We start from the raw sequence: 15,983 nt of genomic DNA on the forward strand, positions 1-15,983 counted from the left end.
GCGGTATACCGCCTGGCCGGTTTGTTTGCGCTCTAAAACACGTGCTATTTTCCGATATAGGGGCAAAATTGGCAACGTTTACATTATAGTCGTGCAATCGATTACATAATGTCTATGTAACAATACTTGACATTCATGTTGAACTTAATAGTAACCCTTCCAAATTCCGTTGACTGGAAAAAGGAGTCAAAGTAACATTGAGAAAAAACACGGCTTTCGTGTAATGAAACTTAACAAATACGGAGGTGTTTATGTGGAGTATGTCAAAAAAGGTGTCATTGAATCAAGCGATGTGCTGCTGAAGTCGGATTCGCGCCGAACATCAAGCAGGAAGAAAGCGTCTATCCTTACCGTGCTCGCCGCTGTACTGATTGCCGTAATCTGTATTTCCGTTACGGTGGGCAGATATTCGGTTCCACTGTCAGAAATGATGCACATTCTCTGGGGAAAGCTGTTTGGAGTTACCCCTACATGGCCGCTTTCCGTAGAGACGGTGCTGCTGCACGTTCGAATTCCCAGAATTATTAAGGCCCTTTTGGTGGGGGGAGCTTTAGCGGTATCTGGAGCGGCTTATCAAGGGCTGTTCAAGAATCCGATGGTGTCTCCCGACATATTGGGGGTATCATCGGGAGCCGGCTTTGGCGCTTCACTGGCCATTCTGTTCTCCTACGGAACCATTGGAATCCAGCTTGCCGCTTTCGGCTTCGGTCTGGGAGCGGTTATGCTCACCTTCTTCATCAGCGCTATCATCGGACGCGGTAAAAGCTCCATCCTGGTGCTGGTACTTACCGGAATGGTGATCTCCACCTTATTCTCCTCGCTCACCTCGATGACGAAATACCTTGCCGACACGGAAAATAAATTACCCGATATCACGTATTGGCTAATGGGTAGCCTGGCTCGCTCAACCAGCCTGAAAGACATCATCATTCTTCTTGTTCCTGTTCTTGTAGGCAGTATACCGCTCTTTCTGATTAGGTGGAAGCTGAACGTACTCTCCTTCGGAGAGGAAGAAGCCCAGGCGCTGGGAATTAACACCAAAAGACTGCGGCTGCTCATCATAGGCTGCGCGACACTCCTGACGGCTTCAGCGATTTCCGTAAGCGGCATGGTTGGCTGGATCGGGCTTATTATTCCTCATGCGGCCAGGCTTATCGCCGGTCCCAATTACAAAATGCTCCTGCCTACGTCCATTCTGATCGGCAGCGCATTCCTGCTGCTGGTGGACGATATCGCCCGCAGCGCATTCGCTCTTGAAATTCCTCTTAGCATACTTACCTCGCTGATTGGCGCCCCCTTTTTTCTGTACTTGCTGTTACAGGGAAGGAAGGCATGGATATGAAGCTGGAAATCAAGAACGTCTCTTGCGGCTACGGTTCAAAGGTTGTGCTAAGCGGCGTATCCATGGAAGTGAATTCCGGAGAAATCCTGAGCCTTCTGGGACCAAACGGGGTTGGAAAAACGACTTTATTCAAAACGATTTTGGGATTCCTAAAGCTTATTGACGGTAAAATCCTGCTGGACGGCCAGGATGTGAGAAGTTGGTCCAGGAAGAAACTGGCGGGCGCAATCGGTTATGTTCCCCAGGCGCATACGCCCCCGTTTCCTTTTTCCGTAATTGATGTGGTGCTTATGGGGCGGGTGGCTCACTTGGGCGCTCTCTCCTCTCCCTCCGGCAAGGACGTAAAGATCGCCGACGAAGCGCTGGATTCTTTGGGAATTTCTTATCTGAGGGACCGGATTTATACGGAAATCAGCGGTGGTGAACGGCAGATGGTGCTGATCGCCCGTGCGCTAACCCAGAAGCCTGACATCCTGGTCATGGATGAGCCTACCTCGAATCTCGATTTTGGCAATCAGATTAAAGTGCTGAAGCAGGTTAACCGCCTGGCCGAGCGGGGACTTGGCATTGTGATGACGACCCATTTTCCGAACCATGCCTTTCAATGTCCTGGCAAAGTGGTGCTGCTGCAGCGAAATAACCGGTTTGTTTATGGGAAAGCGGATGAAGTCGTAACCGAGAATCACCTGCGCGCCGCCTATGGCATTGATGTCGTTATCAAGGATATCATGCTGCCTGGCGGGAATGCCGTTCGCTCATGCGTACCATTAATTGATTAAAAATATTAAAAGCGGGGGTAATGCAAATGTTGAGATTAACGCAGGAAGTTTTGAAAAAGCTGGCTATTGCAGGAGTAACAGGCGGATTGGTGCTTACGGCAGCGTGCGCGTCTGAGACAACGAATCCATCCGGAGCATCCTCATCCCAACCTGTGAATTCGGCGCAACCGGCCGCTGTCAGCTCTGCAACTAGAGTTATTAAGGATGCAACTGGAAGAACCGTAACGATTCCTAAAGAAATCAATCGGATTGCAGCAGCTGGAGCGTTGGCTCAGATGGTATGTATGCTGGGCGGCTTTGATAAGATTGTCGCTACCTCGGAAAGTGTGCAGACCGGAATGTTTGCCAAGCTGTTTCCGGGAATTAAAAATCTTCCTCTTGCCTTTACCGGAACGGGCCCCAGCAGCCGCGTCAACATGGAGGCGATTTTGGAGGCGGAGCCGCAAGTCGTGTTCAGTGCTTTTAACGAGGAAGATGCAGCCACTATGCAGGCGGCGAATACGGTTATGCTGGGGACCCTTCTCAATACTCCGGATGATATTATGAATACCCTGAAGATGGTAGGTGAAGTCATAGGTCCCGACGCGGAGAAGAAAGCCTCCGATTTTGCCGCGTATTATAAGGGGAATATCCAAGAAGCTTCCAATTTAACCCGATCAGGGTCCAAGGTAAGAGTATTTCTTGCGGGCGGAGACGGTTCCAAGGGCGCCATCAACACAACCGTAGGCAATGATATTAATACGTCCTATGTGGAGGCGGCAGGAGGGATTAATATAGCGGCAGCCCAATTTCCCAAAGCTCCCGGAAACGGGGCAGCAGCCGTCGATTTTGAGTATTTAATTGCCGAGCAGCCGGATGTCATCATCGCGTCAAGCAGAGCTGTGTATGATTACATCATTGACGCAAGCAACGGGAGCAAATGGCAGTCGTTAACGGCCGTAAAGAATAAAAAAGTCTATTTGAATCCAAAAGGCGTGTATTTATGGTCGGTAAGAAGCGCCGAGGGAGCTTTACAGCCGCTATGGCTGGCAAAGATTCTGCATCCCGAAGAGACTTCCGGGCTTGATCTGGACAAGCTTGTGAAGGATTTCTACAAAACTTATTATTTCCATGATCTCAGTGATCAGGAATTACAGGAAATTTTGTTCCCGAGCAAATAACAGACGGAGCGGGTAAAGGAGGAGAAACGGGTGATGGGCAAGCCATTGATAGTGAAAGCCTTTTATTTTCGGCATGGAAACGATTTATGTTAGTGGTAAGTGATAAAACTTAACATTGAAACTGACAATCCTCTCAATAAGGTTAATAAAAGCGGCCCAATTCATTGACCTCTTTCATTTAATGGAAGTATGATTGTAGAAAATTAGCAATTAGAGGTTATGAAAAGTTACGGCATGCCGACATCCTGTCGGTCATCTGCAAGGGTGCTATTGAACAGCAATTGAAGCAAAATGTCCGGTTTTTAAACTATTTTACCCGATAAGCTGCTCATTAACGATTAGTGAGTTAACTGCATGCAGGTACTTGGTACCCTGTTGTTCCTTTTTATAGAACTGTATCCTAATCCTTGTATTCCAAAAAGCGGCGTATGCCGAAGAAAGGGGGATGTACATGCCGAAGGGAAGGAACAATCTTTTTGTGGAGCCCGACTGCGAGCATAACAATCAGGAGAAAAAGGGCTGTGTGCGTCCCAAGCCGGGCGAGGTGTCGCGCGGCTGTCCGTTCGCCGGTTCGCTCGCCGCGTTGATGCCGATTGCGGATGCGGCGCATCTGGTGCATGGAACGGCCGGCTGTCTGGAGAGCGGATGGGGGTATCCCGGAAGCCGTATTGATTTCGGGAACTTGTCCGGCTACGGCTTTTCGACTCATTTAAACAATCGGGACATGACGATGGGCGGGGAGAGGAAATTGCTCCAATCAATCGGCTATATCGCTGACAGCTACCATCCCCCGGCCATTTTCGTCTATGCGACATGCGTAACGGTGCTGCTGATGGAGGACATTGATTCCATTTGCAAAGAAGCTGAGCAAATCTGGGGCTTGCCGGTTATTCCGGTTCATAGTCCCGGGTTAACCGGCAGCAGCAGCAATATGGGCAGAAAGCTGGCCGGCGAGGCGCTGATGGACAGGGTTATCGGCAAAGGCGCGCCTAAGCGGGAGGAGCTTACGGAATTCGATCTCAACCTGATCGGGGAATATAGTGGCACGGAAGAAGGACGCAGCATCAAGAACCTGCTTGTCAAGGCGGGCATACGGGTGCTTGCGCAGATTACCGGGGAGAGCAGCTACGATGAAGTTAGCCGCTCGCATTTGGCGAAGGTTAACATGGTGGTCTGCAGCCGTTCGATGATTACACTGGCCCGGAAAATGAAGGATAAATTTGACATCCCTTATTTTGAAGGCTCCTTTTACGGAGAGCGCGAGATCCGGTTCGCTATGCGGCAGATCGGCTTCCATTTTCACAATCCCGACCTTGATAAACGTCTTCACCGCTTCATTCGCAAAGAAGAACAACGTTTACGGGCCGAGCTTGCCCCCGTCCGCAAGGCGCTAAAAGGGAAGAAGGTCGTGCTGTACACGGACGGGGTAGACAGCTGGACTCATTTGACGATGCTTCAGGAGCTTGGACTTAAGATAGCCGCAATCGGAACGAACCGGAACGCCCAGGAAGATATCTCCCGGATCAGGGAGCGGCTGACCGACGGAACGCTGATTATCAATGACTGCGACGACCAGCAAATTGTGAAAATCTATCGGGAGCGCAAGGCCGATCTGATGATCGTCAGCGGACGGAACGAATTTGTTCCGCTTAAAGAGAGAATCCCTTTTCTGAACGTAGCCCGGAGCCGGCACGCTTCCTACGCCGGATACGAGGGCGTGCGGAATTTCGCGCAGGATTTGCTGGGAACGCTGGAGCAGCCGGTCTGGGCCATTAGCGGCAAGAGCGCTCCCTGGGAAGGTTGAAGCTATGAATCCGTACAGGGAGAACATAAGCAAGCTGCTATCGGTAAACCCGTTCCGGGTAAGCCAGGCTGTCGGGGGCGTGCTGGCTCTGCAGGGATTTTTCCGCTCACTGCCCGTGATATACGGAGCACATGGCTGTGCAGAGGCTATAGGGCAGCTGTTGTCGCAGCATTACCGGGAACCGGTCGCACTGGAAAATGTTACGATACACGATTCAAATCTCGTTTTCGGCGGAAGCGACAGCGCCCGGGATGCGCTTGAATTGGCCATGTCCCGCTACAAGCCTGATTTGACCGTATTGATCGGCACTTCGCTGACAGAGATGGTAGGCGAGGATTTAGAGAATGATGTAAAACAATTTGTCCAAGAGCGAGAGGGTGTTTTGAGGAAGAAATTAGTACTGTCGCTTCATATGCCAGATTACGAAGGGTCGCTCGAAACGGGATTTGCGCGGATGACGGAGCGGGTCTTGGAAGCAGTGATCGGGCTTTACGGCCGAACGTCCCGCAAGAAACGCCGCAACCGTATCAACCTGCTGCCCGGACCGCATTTGACGCCAGGGGACGTGATGGAGCTTAAGGAAATAATCTCATCTTTCGGATTGGAAGTCATTACCCTGCCGGATCTGTCCTCGTCGCTCTGCGGCCATCTGCTAATCGGGAACACGAAGCTGTCAAGGGGCGGGGTACCGCTGGATTATCTGGATAAGATGCTGACGTCGGGCTGTACGGTTGCGGTAGGGACATGTATGGAAGGGGCGGCCCGCCTTATCGAGCAGGCAGCCGGGATTCCTTATCGTGTCTTCCCGAGCCTGACGGGACTGCAGGCCACGGATGATTTCTTTGAATTTCTGATCAAGGAAAGCCGAAGCGATGTGGAGGTAAAATACCGCTGGCAGCGCCAAATTTTGCTCGACAGCATGCTGGACGCGCGCTGCGTCTACCATGGAAAGGCGATTATTGCCGCGCTTGAACCGGATCATCTGCTGGGAATGTCCGAATGGCTTGGCGAAATGGGTGTCAAGTCCTTTCGCGCCGTTGCCCCGTCCGCCTCGCCTGTACTGCAGCAGATCGAGGATGGAGCGATCATTGGAGATTTGGAGGATATGGAGCGGCTGGCCGGAGAAGGCGCGGACCTGTGGATCGGCAGCTCCCATGGCGAACCGGGCGCGCAGCGCGCGGGAGTGGAGTTCGAGCCGATGGGATTTCCGGTATTCGGCAGGCTGTGCACCTCCCTGTCGGTCAGCGTCGGCTACCGGGGGACGACGGAGCTGCTGGGCCGGATCGGCAATGCGCTCCTGACAGCAGAGAGGGTGGCGCGTAAGTAGGCCGCCTTCGCTTTCAGCTAAAGGAAGCATGAAGCATGCCCGTACACATATGGACAATGCCGCTCTTTTATCCGGCAGAATTATATTTTATGGAGGGATTCTACGATGGCTTATACGGTTATAGAGACCGGATTCGAGAAGTTCCGGGACAATTATCGGGATGCACTTGGGTATCACCGCAGAGCGGAGCAATTCCAGCGTGAGGACCGGGGCTATAGTCTGGTATTTAATGTCGCCTGCGTGGCGCTTGAACGCTACCTTGTTGCTATGTGTTATTTGTACGACGCTCCGCCTTTGAATCATAATTATATTTGTCTGATGAATGCCGTGGAGACTGTGGTCGATTTCCCCGCTGATTTAAACAAGGAGATCCGGTCGCTGGATTTTATATTCGGCATTTGCTCGCTGGAGGATTATTTTCACGAAACGCCCGAGCTGGTGGACGTGACCCGTGTGCTTGCCATGTGCGAAGCGGTGCGGGCTTTGTTCGATCAGGAGAAAATACAAGCGGTCAGCGACGCTTTGAACCTTGAGCAAGCCGGGCAAACGGGTTAGTAATGAAGCCTGCCGCCCATGTGCAAACACCGGAGGAGGTACTGGGCCACCCTGAATATATTGCTCAGAAAAACGCGTGGATGGCTGAATTTCTTACTCGGCTGGAGAAACAGGAAAGGGGGCGTGCAATCGGATGATGGAACAAATTAGCTATAAGGCAAGGGGCTGCTGCAGCTGGGATATAATGGATCAATTTCCGTCCGAATTCCGGGAGGGGATTATCGGAACCGGTGGAAATGAACACCTGCAACCAGATCATTCGGGGCAGCCTCCCATAGCAGGTGCTTAATGGCTGAGCTCATTGATTACACCGTTGACGAAGCGTTTCGCCGTTCTGTGGATTTGGAGGAGATCAGTGCCATGGCGTCGCTATTGCAGCGCTACGGACTGAATGTCTTCGACGTGTATGTCAGGTACATTGATGCGTACCGGAGCGCTATTGCAAGCGCAGAGCTTACGGACCGGATTCGCTGCAGGGTACGCCCTACCGCCGACGATTTGTCCCTGGCCCGGTCGATGGGTTTTTCCAAGGTTGCCATTCTGTGGTCGAACACATCCGGCCCGATGGCGTTATCTAAGCTGGAAGCCGCTCTCGAAGCAGCAAGAGCGTTTGCGGAGGAAATCTATTTATATATTGAAGATATATCGTTAACCCAACCTGCAAGCTTTGACGTCTATTGGCCGCTCGCCGAGCGGTATGGGGTCAAGCGCGTGATTTACTGCGACAGCAAAAGCAGACTTGATCCCTTAATTGCCCACAGCAATCTCACTGAGCTTCTGAAGAGCGCCACTTGCCCCCTTGAGTTCTGCGGCGCTAATCTGCTCGGTCTGGCGACGGCGAACGGACTTGCCGCATGGAAGGCGGGAGTAAAGTATATTGGCGTTTCGGTAGCAGGGGCAGGTTCCAAAGGCAAAGCGGCTATGGAAGAAGTGTTGATGGCCGTTAAGGTGCTGTGGAAGCAGACGCATGGTCCTTCCGCCCACACGCTAGCGGACGATTGCGAGGCTATTCTATCTGCGCTGAACATCAAAGTGCCTGTGCACAAAGCTCTGATAGGCCGTAATGTCTTTGCGCATGAATCCGGCATTCACGTGGACGGTGTTGCCAAGAATCCCGAGCTGTACGAGGTTATCCGGCCGGAGGAAGTGGGGCTGGCCCGCAAACTGCTGATTGGCAAGCACTCGGGAACCTCTTCCTTAAAGCATAAGTTCCGGGAGTGGGATCTGGAGCTGGCCTCGGATGAGGCGGTACTGCTGCTGGAACAGGTAAGGGAGCTGGCGGAGCGCCGGAAACGGCCGATCCAGGACAACGAATTAATGGAATTATATAAGCGGCAGAATGAGCTTGAATAGAGACAGCCGTTAATCCGGGCCGGATTAACCGTACACAAAGAAGCAGCGGAAGCTAAAGGAGCAGAAATAAAGTCTGGACGCTCATGCCGCTGAATGTATTAAACATAACAAAGGGTGTCCCGGGCAGCGCCCTTTATTTTTGAGGCGGGAATCAGGCGGGGGGAATACGGGGGCCGTCCGTTATTCAGACAATCCAGGTGCGACGATGAAGCGGATCATGTAGAAAGCCTGAAATTGTGCATCTTTTGGCCGCGTGAGAAAACCCATTGTATCACACACCTGCGAATATACAGTTTTTCCCTATGTCCAGTCTTGCATCCAGTTGATACGGCCTTAAATTCCTGCATAAATTAAGGATTTCTCTATGTATGAAAGATTTGGATTTAAAAAACCTGCACTTTTAGCCCATTTGCCAAATGCTGAACTTCAATTACAGCTACAGCCGCGTGGCCTCATCCCTTGATTTTGGAGCGTCAAGAAGTACGCATCCATGCTCGCAGCAGTACATCTCAACGGCGGGGTCAGGATATGGAGGACTACATCCGTTTTTACAATAACGAACGGCTGCAAGCCAAATTAAACGGCCCTAGTCCCATGGAATTCAGGACTAAGGCCGCCTAAATGCTTTTTATTTTTATCTTGTCTACTTGACGGGGTGCAGTTCAGGCAGCCATGAAAAGCCTAGGGCGCCCCTTGTTGTTTTGTTGATCAATCTTAGAACTTAGCGGCTGCTTCCTTGGCTTTGACAATTGCCTTTTCTTTGATGGTCTGAGCTTGGTCCGGTGCTGCAGCCATACCTTCTACAAAGATCCCCTCAAAAGATGCAAAGCCATAGAATTGGGAAATTTTCTTCAGGTAGCTAAAGCCGCTTTCAAATCCGGCAGAAGGGCCTTCGGAGTATACTCCGCCGCTGGCCTGAATGTGAAGGCCTTTTTTGCCGGTCAACAGACCAACTATACCATCTGCGGTGTATTGGAAGGTTTTACCTGCTACAGAAACGGCATCAATATAAGCCTTCAACACAGGCGGGAAAGAGAAATTCCACATTGGAGAAACAAAAACATACTTATCGGCAGCCACGAATTGATCCACGATTTCACCCAAACGCGCTACTTTTGCCTGTTCGGCAGCAGACAGCTCCTCAAATCCGCTTCCTGACTGTAATTTGCCCCAACCGCTAAATACGTCGGCATCAAGTACCGGAATATCCAGTTTGTACAAATCCAGATGAACGACTTCATCGTCCGGATTGGCTGTACGGTAAGCATCAATAAATTCTTTCCCTACAGCTAAGCTATAGGAGGTATGATGATCGTTAGGGTGGGCAGTAATGTATAATACTGTTGACATGTTTAATCTTCCTTTCTCTTATGGAAATGTCTTTGAACTGATTATATCATTATTATAGTAAATAGCAAATGTTAATTCACTTACATAAAGTGTATAAAAAGCAATTTGGATTCTAATCCTGTCAACAAGGCGCTGACGCTTGATGGGATGCGGTCTATTTTGCGAACATGACTGCCGGTTAGTTGAGCAAACTCCCCTTTTTTCTATCGCCCAGTAAATTTCCAATCTTCTGAACAGGTACACTGAATAATATGAGTACAGCCGCCAGACAATCCGTCACGGTTAATCTTTCACCCAACAGCAGAACAATGAAGAGCAGAGTAACGAACGGTGTGAAAAACGTAAAGCTTGCAATCAAAGAAGCCGAGGAATATTTCAGCGCCCGAAAATACAGGAAGAATCCGAACACGATATTGCTCATGCTAAGCCAAAGAACGCCGTAAAAGTCTGCTCTTTGAGGAATAATAAAATGGGATGAAGCCAGCATCGCTCCAATAGATAGAATAAATGCTGCAGCGGTTATAGAAAAGGTGCTGATTAGCATATCTTTTTGATTCTTCTTAATGAGGTTAGTGAAGAACCCCCAGCTTATTGCGGCTAAAATGGCAAGCATATCCCCCTTGAAGTTGGTGAACCTGATATTCGCAAAATCACCTTTCGTCACAAGTAGAATTGTTCCCATGAAGCCCATACCGATTGAGATCATATTATATAGATTTAACTTCTCTTTGTGGATCGGGATAGCAAGCACAATGATAAAAATGGGAAATAAATAATTAAGCATGGACGCTTCCACAGCCGGAATAAGTTCAAGTGATTTCAAGTATAAAAAATCATATAGAAAAGTAAAAACCCCGCATGAGAGCAGCAATATAATTTCCGATCTTTTCCATGAAAATATTGCACGTAATTGGCCTTTGAGCATGACAATAACTAAAAATACGGCAGCTCCAAGTCCATACATGTAAAACAATACTTGATAGCTGTCTAAATGGTTTAAGAGCAGTTTGCTTACCGCCGCCAATGAACCCCACATTAGTAATAAAATCGGCATCAAGATGAAGGGGTTTTTAGAAGCCTCTAACTTATTATCGCGCTTTTGCATGATTATCCTCATTCCTTTATACTATTAACCTGCTGCCCGTATGAGCAAAACCCCTCCAGCCGCAGCTGAAGGGGTAATTGAAGCTTATTTTTTCTCGTAGATAACGAATAGAACCCCGCTGAGAATCAGGATAGAGCCGATCCAAAACGTCACACCTATGTTCTCGCCTAGAATGAGCCATCCGAGCAATGTTCCAACCACGGGTTGAAAGAAGAAAAATAGCCCCCCGCTTGAGGCATTAAGCATTTGTAATCCGCGGTTCCACAGCAGGAATCCGCCTGCCGTTGAGACAATGCCCAAATATAACACTCCTCCCCAGATCGCAGGATGTGCCAGCTGAGAGACGGGAAGGGCGTGCAGCCGTCCCAAAACAAAAGGAGTCAACACAATTAGGGCCACCAGGATGGAATAGGCCGTCACTACAATTTGTGAATACTCGCCCGGCACACGTTTGACAAGAACAGACATGAGCGCCCATGTTAAAGCTGCTATAAGCAGTGCAATGCCGCCAAGTTTACTGGACACATCCACATGATCGGCTCCAACAATGAGAAAAACTCCAATGGTCGCCAGACCAACGGAGAGTCCCTTTTTTACAGTCAATCGTTCCTTAAGCAGCAGCCAGGCAAAAATAACCATAAATGCCGGTGTCGAAGAAGTGATAATGGCTCCCGTCTGTGCTGAGGACAGCATTGTACCGGTTTCCTGGGCAACTATCGAAATCGCATTGCCAATGACCCCTATAGCTATGATGAGTAAAAAGTCGCGTTTATGAATTCGCCATTGTTGCCGTGTGATCAAGCCGATAACGAGAAGGGCAGCAATCGCCACTAAATAGCGTATCCATACAAGTTCAAGCGGCGGTATGACCGCTACGACAATTTTAACAACAACGTACATACCACCCCAAATACTGGCGGCTAAAGCTAAATAGATAGAACCTAACCAAGTGTTTTTCATTATAGTACCCTCCGTTTTTATTTAGGCAGCGAAATGCCCCTAACGGAGAGGTGCAGTCACCTTCACTCCACTAAGGGCGGAAAGGTGCTGCAGGAACATCGTTTTCAAATAATGGAGCCAAATACATCAGATTCACCTCTAATCTAAATGCAGATATACATTGTTTCATAGTAGCAGACGATTCTGTTCTTGAATAGACACATAAAAAAATTGAACGCTTTCATTGACAACCTGTATATACAGGATTAATATAGGGGTATCAACAATCACTTGTATATACAGGAGGAGAAGAGAGGTATTGATCATATAAAGCGTTTCCTGAAAACGCTATATTAAATGGTTATAGGAAATTAGGTAAGTACTGGGAGGGATTGAGCCGTGAATAAAGTGAAGGGACAGGAGTGGTGGCGGCGCTCCGCAGTTTATCAGGTATACCCCAAGAGCTTTAAGGATACGACAGACAGCGGACAGGGCGATATTCGGGGGCTGCTGGAGAAGCTGGATTATTTGCAGGATCTCGGAATCGATATTATTTGGCTCCAGCCGGTATACGTTTCTCCGCAAAATGATAACGGTTACGACGTGGCTGATTATTGCGAAATCGACCCGCAGTTCGGCACGATGGAGGATTTTGACGAGCTGGCTGCCGAAGTCCGGCGCAGAGGCATGAATCTGATGCTGGATATTGTCGTCAACCATTCGTCGACGGAGCATAAGTGGTTTCAGGAGGCCAAGAAATCGAAGGACAATCCGTACCGTGATTATTATATCTGGAGAGATCCGAAGCCGGATGGAAGCGCCCCTAACAACTGGCAGTCCAAATTCGGCGGCTCCGCTTGGCAGTTCGATGAAGGCACAGGCCAGTATTTTCTCACCCTGTTCGACAAGACGCAGGCCGATCTCAACTGGGAGAATCCGAAGGTAAGGGAAGAGATTTACAACCTAATGAGCTTCTGGGCGAACAAAGGGGTTTGCGGGTTCCGGATGGACGTCATCAATCTGATATCCAAGGATCAGGGTTTCCCGGAGGACGACGGCAGCGTTCTGCCGGGAGACGGTCGGAAGTACTATACCGACGGACCAAGGGTTCACGAATATCTCAAGGAAATGAACCAAAGAGTATTCGGCCCTGATACGGTAACGGTGGGTGAAATGTCTTCCACAAGTCTGGAGCACTGTATCCGGTATTCGAATCCACAGGAACGGGAGTTCTCGATGACCTTCAACTTCCACCACCTTAAAGTAGACTATCCCGGCGGGAAAAAGTGGGAGCTTATGCCTTACGATTTCGAGCAGCTGAAAGCGCTGTTGTCGGAGTGGCAGACCGGCATGCAGCAGGGGGGCGGCTGGAATGCCCTGTTCCTGAACAACCACGATCAGCCCCGGGCCTTGTCCAGATTCGCCGATGACGGCGAGTACCGGGTGGAAAGCGCAAAAATGCTAGCAACAACGCTGCACGGTCTTCAGGGAACGCCTTACGTGTATCAAGGGGAAGAAATCGGCATGCCGAACCCGCACTGGAACCAGATCGGCGAGCTGCGGGATATCGAATCTCTGAACATGTACAACATCCTGCAGGAGCAGGGAAAGACCCCGGAAGAGGCGCTGGATATTATCCGCGAACGGTCCCGTGACAACTCCCGTACACCCATGCAATGGGATGACAGTCCGCAGGCAGGCTTTACGACCGGAACGCCGTGGATTAAGGTGGATGAACGCTACCGTGAAATTAATGTGCAGAACCAATTGAACGATCCGGATTCCGTTTACAGCCATTATAAGAAGCTGATTGCGCTGCGCAAGGAAATCGGCGCCTTGACCGATGGGAAATATGTGCGTCTGGATGAAGGCCACCCGCAGGTGTTCGCTTATGCGCGGATTACCGATGGGGAGACTATTGTGGTCGTTTCCAATTTTAGCGGCAGCGGCGCTGTCTTCGATTTCCCGGAGGAATTTGCGGAACAGCATATTGGCGGGGGCGCAGCCGAGCTGCTGGCCGGCAGTACGAAATCCTCTCCGGCGCTGGAAGCGCGGATTGAACTAACCCCGTACTCATCTTATATGTGGATCATTCGCCAGACCCGATAACATAAACGAAGGGAGCAACAAGCGTATGGCTTTAAATAGAGCAAGCGTAGAAGAGATCGTCCGGGCCGTCGGCGGAGCAGACAACATTGAAGCTGCAACGCACTGTGTAACGAGATTGAGATTCTCCTTGGTTGACGAGAAAAAAGTGGATAAAAAGCTGCTGGACCAGAACGATCTTGTAAAAGGACATTTCTCCTCCCAGGGACAATTTCAGGTCGTCATCGGACCGGGGCTCGTTGACAAGGTGTATGATGAAATGATCACCATTACCGGAGGGCAGCGTTCCTCCAAGGATGACGTCAAGACGTTGGCGGGCAAAAAGCAAAATCCGCTGCAGCAGGCGATCAAGACGCTGGCGGATATCTTTATTCCGATTCTGCCGGCTATCGTCACCGCAGGTCTGCTGCTCGGCATCAATAATATATTGACGGGTCCCGGCATCTTCTTCGAAGGGCGGTCCCTGGTGCAGGAATACCCGGCGTGGACGGACTTTGCGGGCATCATCAACCTGATTGCCAATACCGCGTTCACCTTCCTGCCGGCGCTTATCGGCTGGTCCGCCGTGGGCCGCTTTGGCGGCAGCCCGCTGCTTGGGATTGTGCTCGGCCTAATCCTCGTCCATCCGGATCTGCTTAATGCCTGGGGCTATGCCCAGGCCGCGCAGGAAGGCACGATTCCTCACTGGAATCTGTTCGGATGGCAGCTCGAGAAAATCGGCTATCAGGGACAGGTTCTTCCCGTACTTGTATCCGCTTACTTGCTTGCCCGGATCGAAAGATTCCTAAATAAGAAGGTGCACGATTCCATCAAATTGCTCGTCGTCGCTCCGGTGGCGCTGCTGGTAACGGGCTTTCTGGCCTTTACCATTATCGGGCCGGTCACGTTTGCAATTGGAAACGCAATCACGAACGGACTGGTGCATGTATTCAATACGCTTCCGGCCCTTGGCGGTCTGCTGTACGGCGGATTTTACGCGCTGCTGGTCGTAACCGGGATGCATCATACGTTTCTGGCCGTCGACGTGCAGCTTATCGGCAGCAAGGGAGGAACCTTTCTGTGGCCGATGCTGGCGCTCTCCAATATCGCCCAAGGTTCGGCGGCACTGGCTATGCTGCTTGTGTTCCGCGAACAGAAATCCAAAGGCCTGGCCGTTACTTCTTCCATTTCCGCATTTCTTGGCGTAACCGAACCGGCGATATTCGGTGTTAATATCCGCTATAAATATCCGTTCATCTTCGGTATGCTCGGTTCCGCTTTGGGCGGACTGGTGCTGACGATCAATCACGTTCTGGCATCATCCATCGGTGTCGGCGGCGTTCCCGGCTTTCTGTCCATCTTCCCGAACCAGTGGGGCGTCTTCTTCGTCGGAATGGCCATCGTGCTTGTCATTCCGTTCCTGCTGACTGCGGCTTATGGAAAAGTTGCTGCCCGGAAGAACGGGAACGGGGGCGGAGAAACAGACAATGAATTAACGTCAGCAGCAGTTTCCTCCGGGACCGCAGCGGCAGCCGCTGCCACCACTGAAGCAACGGTAACTTCAGCCGCAGCAGGTTCGACTGTGCAAGCCTCTGCTCCGGCTGCCGATTCCAAAGTGGCTTCGGCTCTCCGGGCCGGGAATACTGTCAAGGAGCTGGACATTTACGCACCGCTTTCCGGCAAGGCCGTACCTCTGGAGCATGTGCCCGATCCAGCTTTCGCCGAGCGGCAAATGGGCCAGGGCATTGCCATTGAGCCTTCGGATGGCCGGGTCGTCGCTCCGTTCGATGGCAAGGTAGTGCACATTATCAAGAGCAATCATGCGGTTGTTCTGGAGCATCCGAGCGGCGCACAAATTCTGATTCATATCGGCATCAACACCGTATCTCTAAAAGGAGCACCCTTTACCATGCATGTCGGCATCGGCGATGAAGTTAAGGCCGGGCAACTGCTGATTGAATTCGACAGGGAAGCCATCCTTCAGGCCGGACTTCCGGTTATTACTCCGATCATCATTCCGGACGGGCAGCAGATTGTGGAACAGGTGACCGAGGAGCCTATTGAAGAAGCAGTCGCAGGCCGCGACGCAGTATTGAAAATCCGCTTGTCCTCCTAAATTCTCTAGCAGAATGGACTGTGGACAAAATGAAAAAGCGCAGTCCAAGGGGGCTGTGCTTCTTTCTA

At 50.6% G+C, this 15,983-nt stretch carries 13 protein-coding genes; 10 read left to right on the forward strand and 3 right to left on the reverse strand.

From position 1 onward, the window contains the following. Positions 1-253 precede the first annotated feature (253 nt). The 8 genes from VK70_RS07140 (at position 254) to VK70_RS29465 (ending at position 8,941) form a co-directional block, all read left to right on the forward strand. Positions 254-1,342, forward strand: coding sequence for a FecCD family ABC transporter permease (locus tag VK70_RS07140; RefSeq protein ID WP_025694153.1), 1,089 nt, complete (start codon positions 254-256; stop codon positions 1,340-1,342). Then, positions 1,339-2,121: an ABC transporter ATP-binding protein gene (locus VK70_RS07145; RefSeq protein ID WP_025694152.1), complete on the forward strand. Its 783-nt coding sequence runs from the start codon at positions 1,339-1,341 to the stop codon at positions 2,119-2,121. The genes VK70_RS07140 and VK70_RS07145 overlap by 4 nt, the downstream gene beginning before the upstream one ends. 26 nt (positions 2,122-2,147) lie before the next feature. Beyond that, a complete protein-coding gene (locus tag VK70_RS07150; protein WP_025694151.1) occupies positions 2,148-3,281 on the forward strand; it encodes an ABC transporter substrate-binding protein in 1,134 nt (377 codons plus the stop codon). A gap of 451 nt (positions 3,282-3,732) precedes the next feature. After that, entirely contained in the window at positions 3,733-5,085 is a 1,353-nt protein-coding gene (locus tag VK70_RS07155; protein WP_051504963.1) for a nitrogenase component 1, read from the forward strand. Positions 5,086-5,089: 4 nt separating this feature from the next. Next, on the forward strand, positions 5,090-6,412 hold the full coding sequence (nifN, locus tag VK70_RS07160) for a nitrogenase iron-molybdenum cofactor biosynthesis protein NifN (RefSeq protein ID WP_025694149.1): 1,323 nt from the start codon (positions 5,090-5,092) through the stop codon (positions 6,410-6,412). A gap of 105 nt (positions 6,413-6,517) precedes the next feature. Further along, entirely contained in the window at positions 6,518-6,967 is a 450-nt protein-coding gene (locus VK70_RS07165; protein WP_025694148.1) for a hypothetical protein, read from the forward strand. A gap of 288 nt (positions 6,968-7,255) precedes the next feature. After that, the gene (locus VK70_RS07170) at positions 7,256-8,320 is read left to right on the forward strand and encodes a homocitrate synthase/isopropylmalate synthase family protein (protein ID WP_025694147.1); all 1,065 of its coding nucleotides are present in this window, start codon (positions 7,256-7,258) and stop codon (positions 8,318-8,320) included. Between the two features lie 465 nt (positions 8,321-8,785). Continuing rightward, positions 8,786-8,941 (forward strand): IS3 family transposase, encoded by a 156-nt coding sequence (locus VK70_RS29465; protein ID WP_411431700.1) that lies wholly within the window; start codon positions 8,786-8,788, stop codon positions 8,939-8,941. Between the two features lie 93 nt (positions 8,942-9,034). Here the strand turns inward: VK70_RS29465 and VK70_RS07175 are convergent, their stop codons facing one another. The 3 genes from VK70_RS07175 to VK70_RS07185 form a co-directional block, all read right to left on the reverse strand. After that, positions 9,035-9,670 carry an FMN-dependent NADH-azoreductase gene (locus VK70_RS07175; protein ID WP_025694146.1) on the reverse strand — a complete coding sequence of 212 codons (636 nt, stop codon included), beginning with the start codon at positions 9,668-9,670 and terminating at the stop codon, positions 9,035-9,037. 178 nt (positions 9,671-9,848) lie between these two features. Then, positions 9,849-10,775 carry a DMT family transporter gene (locus VK70_RS07180; RefSeq protein ID WP_025694145.1) on the reverse strand — a complete coding sequence of 309 codons (927 nt, stop codon included), beginning with the start codon at positions 10,773-10,775 and terminating at the stop codon, positions 9,849-9,851. 84 nt (positions 10,776-10,859) lie between these two features. Then, the gene (locus VK70_RS07185; protein ID WP_025694144.1) at positions 10,860-11,735 is read right to left on the reverse strand and encodes a DMT family transporter; all 876 of its coding nucleotides are present in this window, start codon (positions 11,733-11,735) and stop codon (positions 10,860-10,862) included. Between the two features lie 378 nt (positions 11,736-12,113). Here VK70_RS07185 and treC point away from each other — a divergent pair, with 378 nt between their 5' ends. Together treC and treP are read left to right on the forward strand one after the other, a co-directional pair. Beyond that, a complete protein-coding gene (gene treC, locus VK70_RS07190) occupies positions 12,114-13,823 on the forward strand; it encodes an alpha,alpha-phosphotrehalase (RefSeq protein ID WP_025694143.1) in 1,710 nt (569 codons plus the stop codon). 25 nt (positions 13,824-13,848) lie between these two features. Then, a complete protein-coding gene (gene treP / locus VK70_RS07195; protein WP_046723056.1) occupies positions 13,849-15,915 on the forward strand; it encodes a PTS system trehalose-specific EIIBC component in 2,067 nt (688 codons plus the stop codon). Positions 15,916-15,983: the final 68 nt, after the last annotated feature.

The sequence above is a fragment of the Paenibacillus durus ATCC 35681 genome (assembly GCF_000993825.1).
GTDB classification, from domain to species: Bacteria; Bacillota; Bacilli; order Paenibacillales; family Paenibacillaceae; genus Paenibacillus_AQ; species Paenibacillus_AQ durus_B.

Coding starts and splice junctions, on each gene's coding strand:
- VK70_RS07145 (WP_025694152.1), top strand. CDS start 1,339: ATGAAGCTGGAAATCAAGAACGTCTCTTGCGGCTACGGTTCAAAGGTT.
- VK70_RS07150 (WP_025694151.1), top strand. CDS start 2,148: ATGTTGAGATTAACGCAGGAAGTTTTGAAAAAGCTGGCTATTGCAGGA.
- VK70_RS07155 (WP_051504963.1), top strand. CDS start 3,733: ATGCCGAAGGGAAGGAACAATCTTTTTGTGGAGCCCGACTGCGAGCAT.
- nifN (WP_025694149.1), top strand. CDS start 5,090: ATGAATCCGTACAGGGAGAACATAAGCAAGCTGCTATCGGTAAACCCG.
- VK70_RS07165 (WP_025694148.1), top strand. CDS start 6,518: ATGGCTTATACGGTTATAGAGACCGGATTCGAGAAGTTCCGGGACAAT.
- VK70_RS07170 (WP_025694147.1), top strand. CDS start 7,256: ATGGCTGAGCTCATTGATTACACCGTTGACGAAGCGTTTCGCCGTTCT.
- VK70_RS07175 (WP_025694146.1), bottom strand. CDS start 9,670: ATGTCAACAGTATTATACATTACTGCCCACCCTAACGATCATCATACC.
- VK70_RS07180 (WP_025694145.1), bottom strand. CDS start 10,775: ATGCAAAAGCGCGATAATAAGTTAGAGGCTTCTAAAAACCCCTTCATC.
- VK70_RS07185 (WP_025694144.1), bottom strand. CDS start 11,735: ATGAAAAACACTTGGTTAGGTTCTATCTATTTAGCTTTAGCCGCCAGT.
- treP (WP_046723056.1), top strand. CDS start 13,849: ATGGCTTTAAATAGAGCAAGCGTAGAAGAGATCGTCCGGGCCGTCGGC.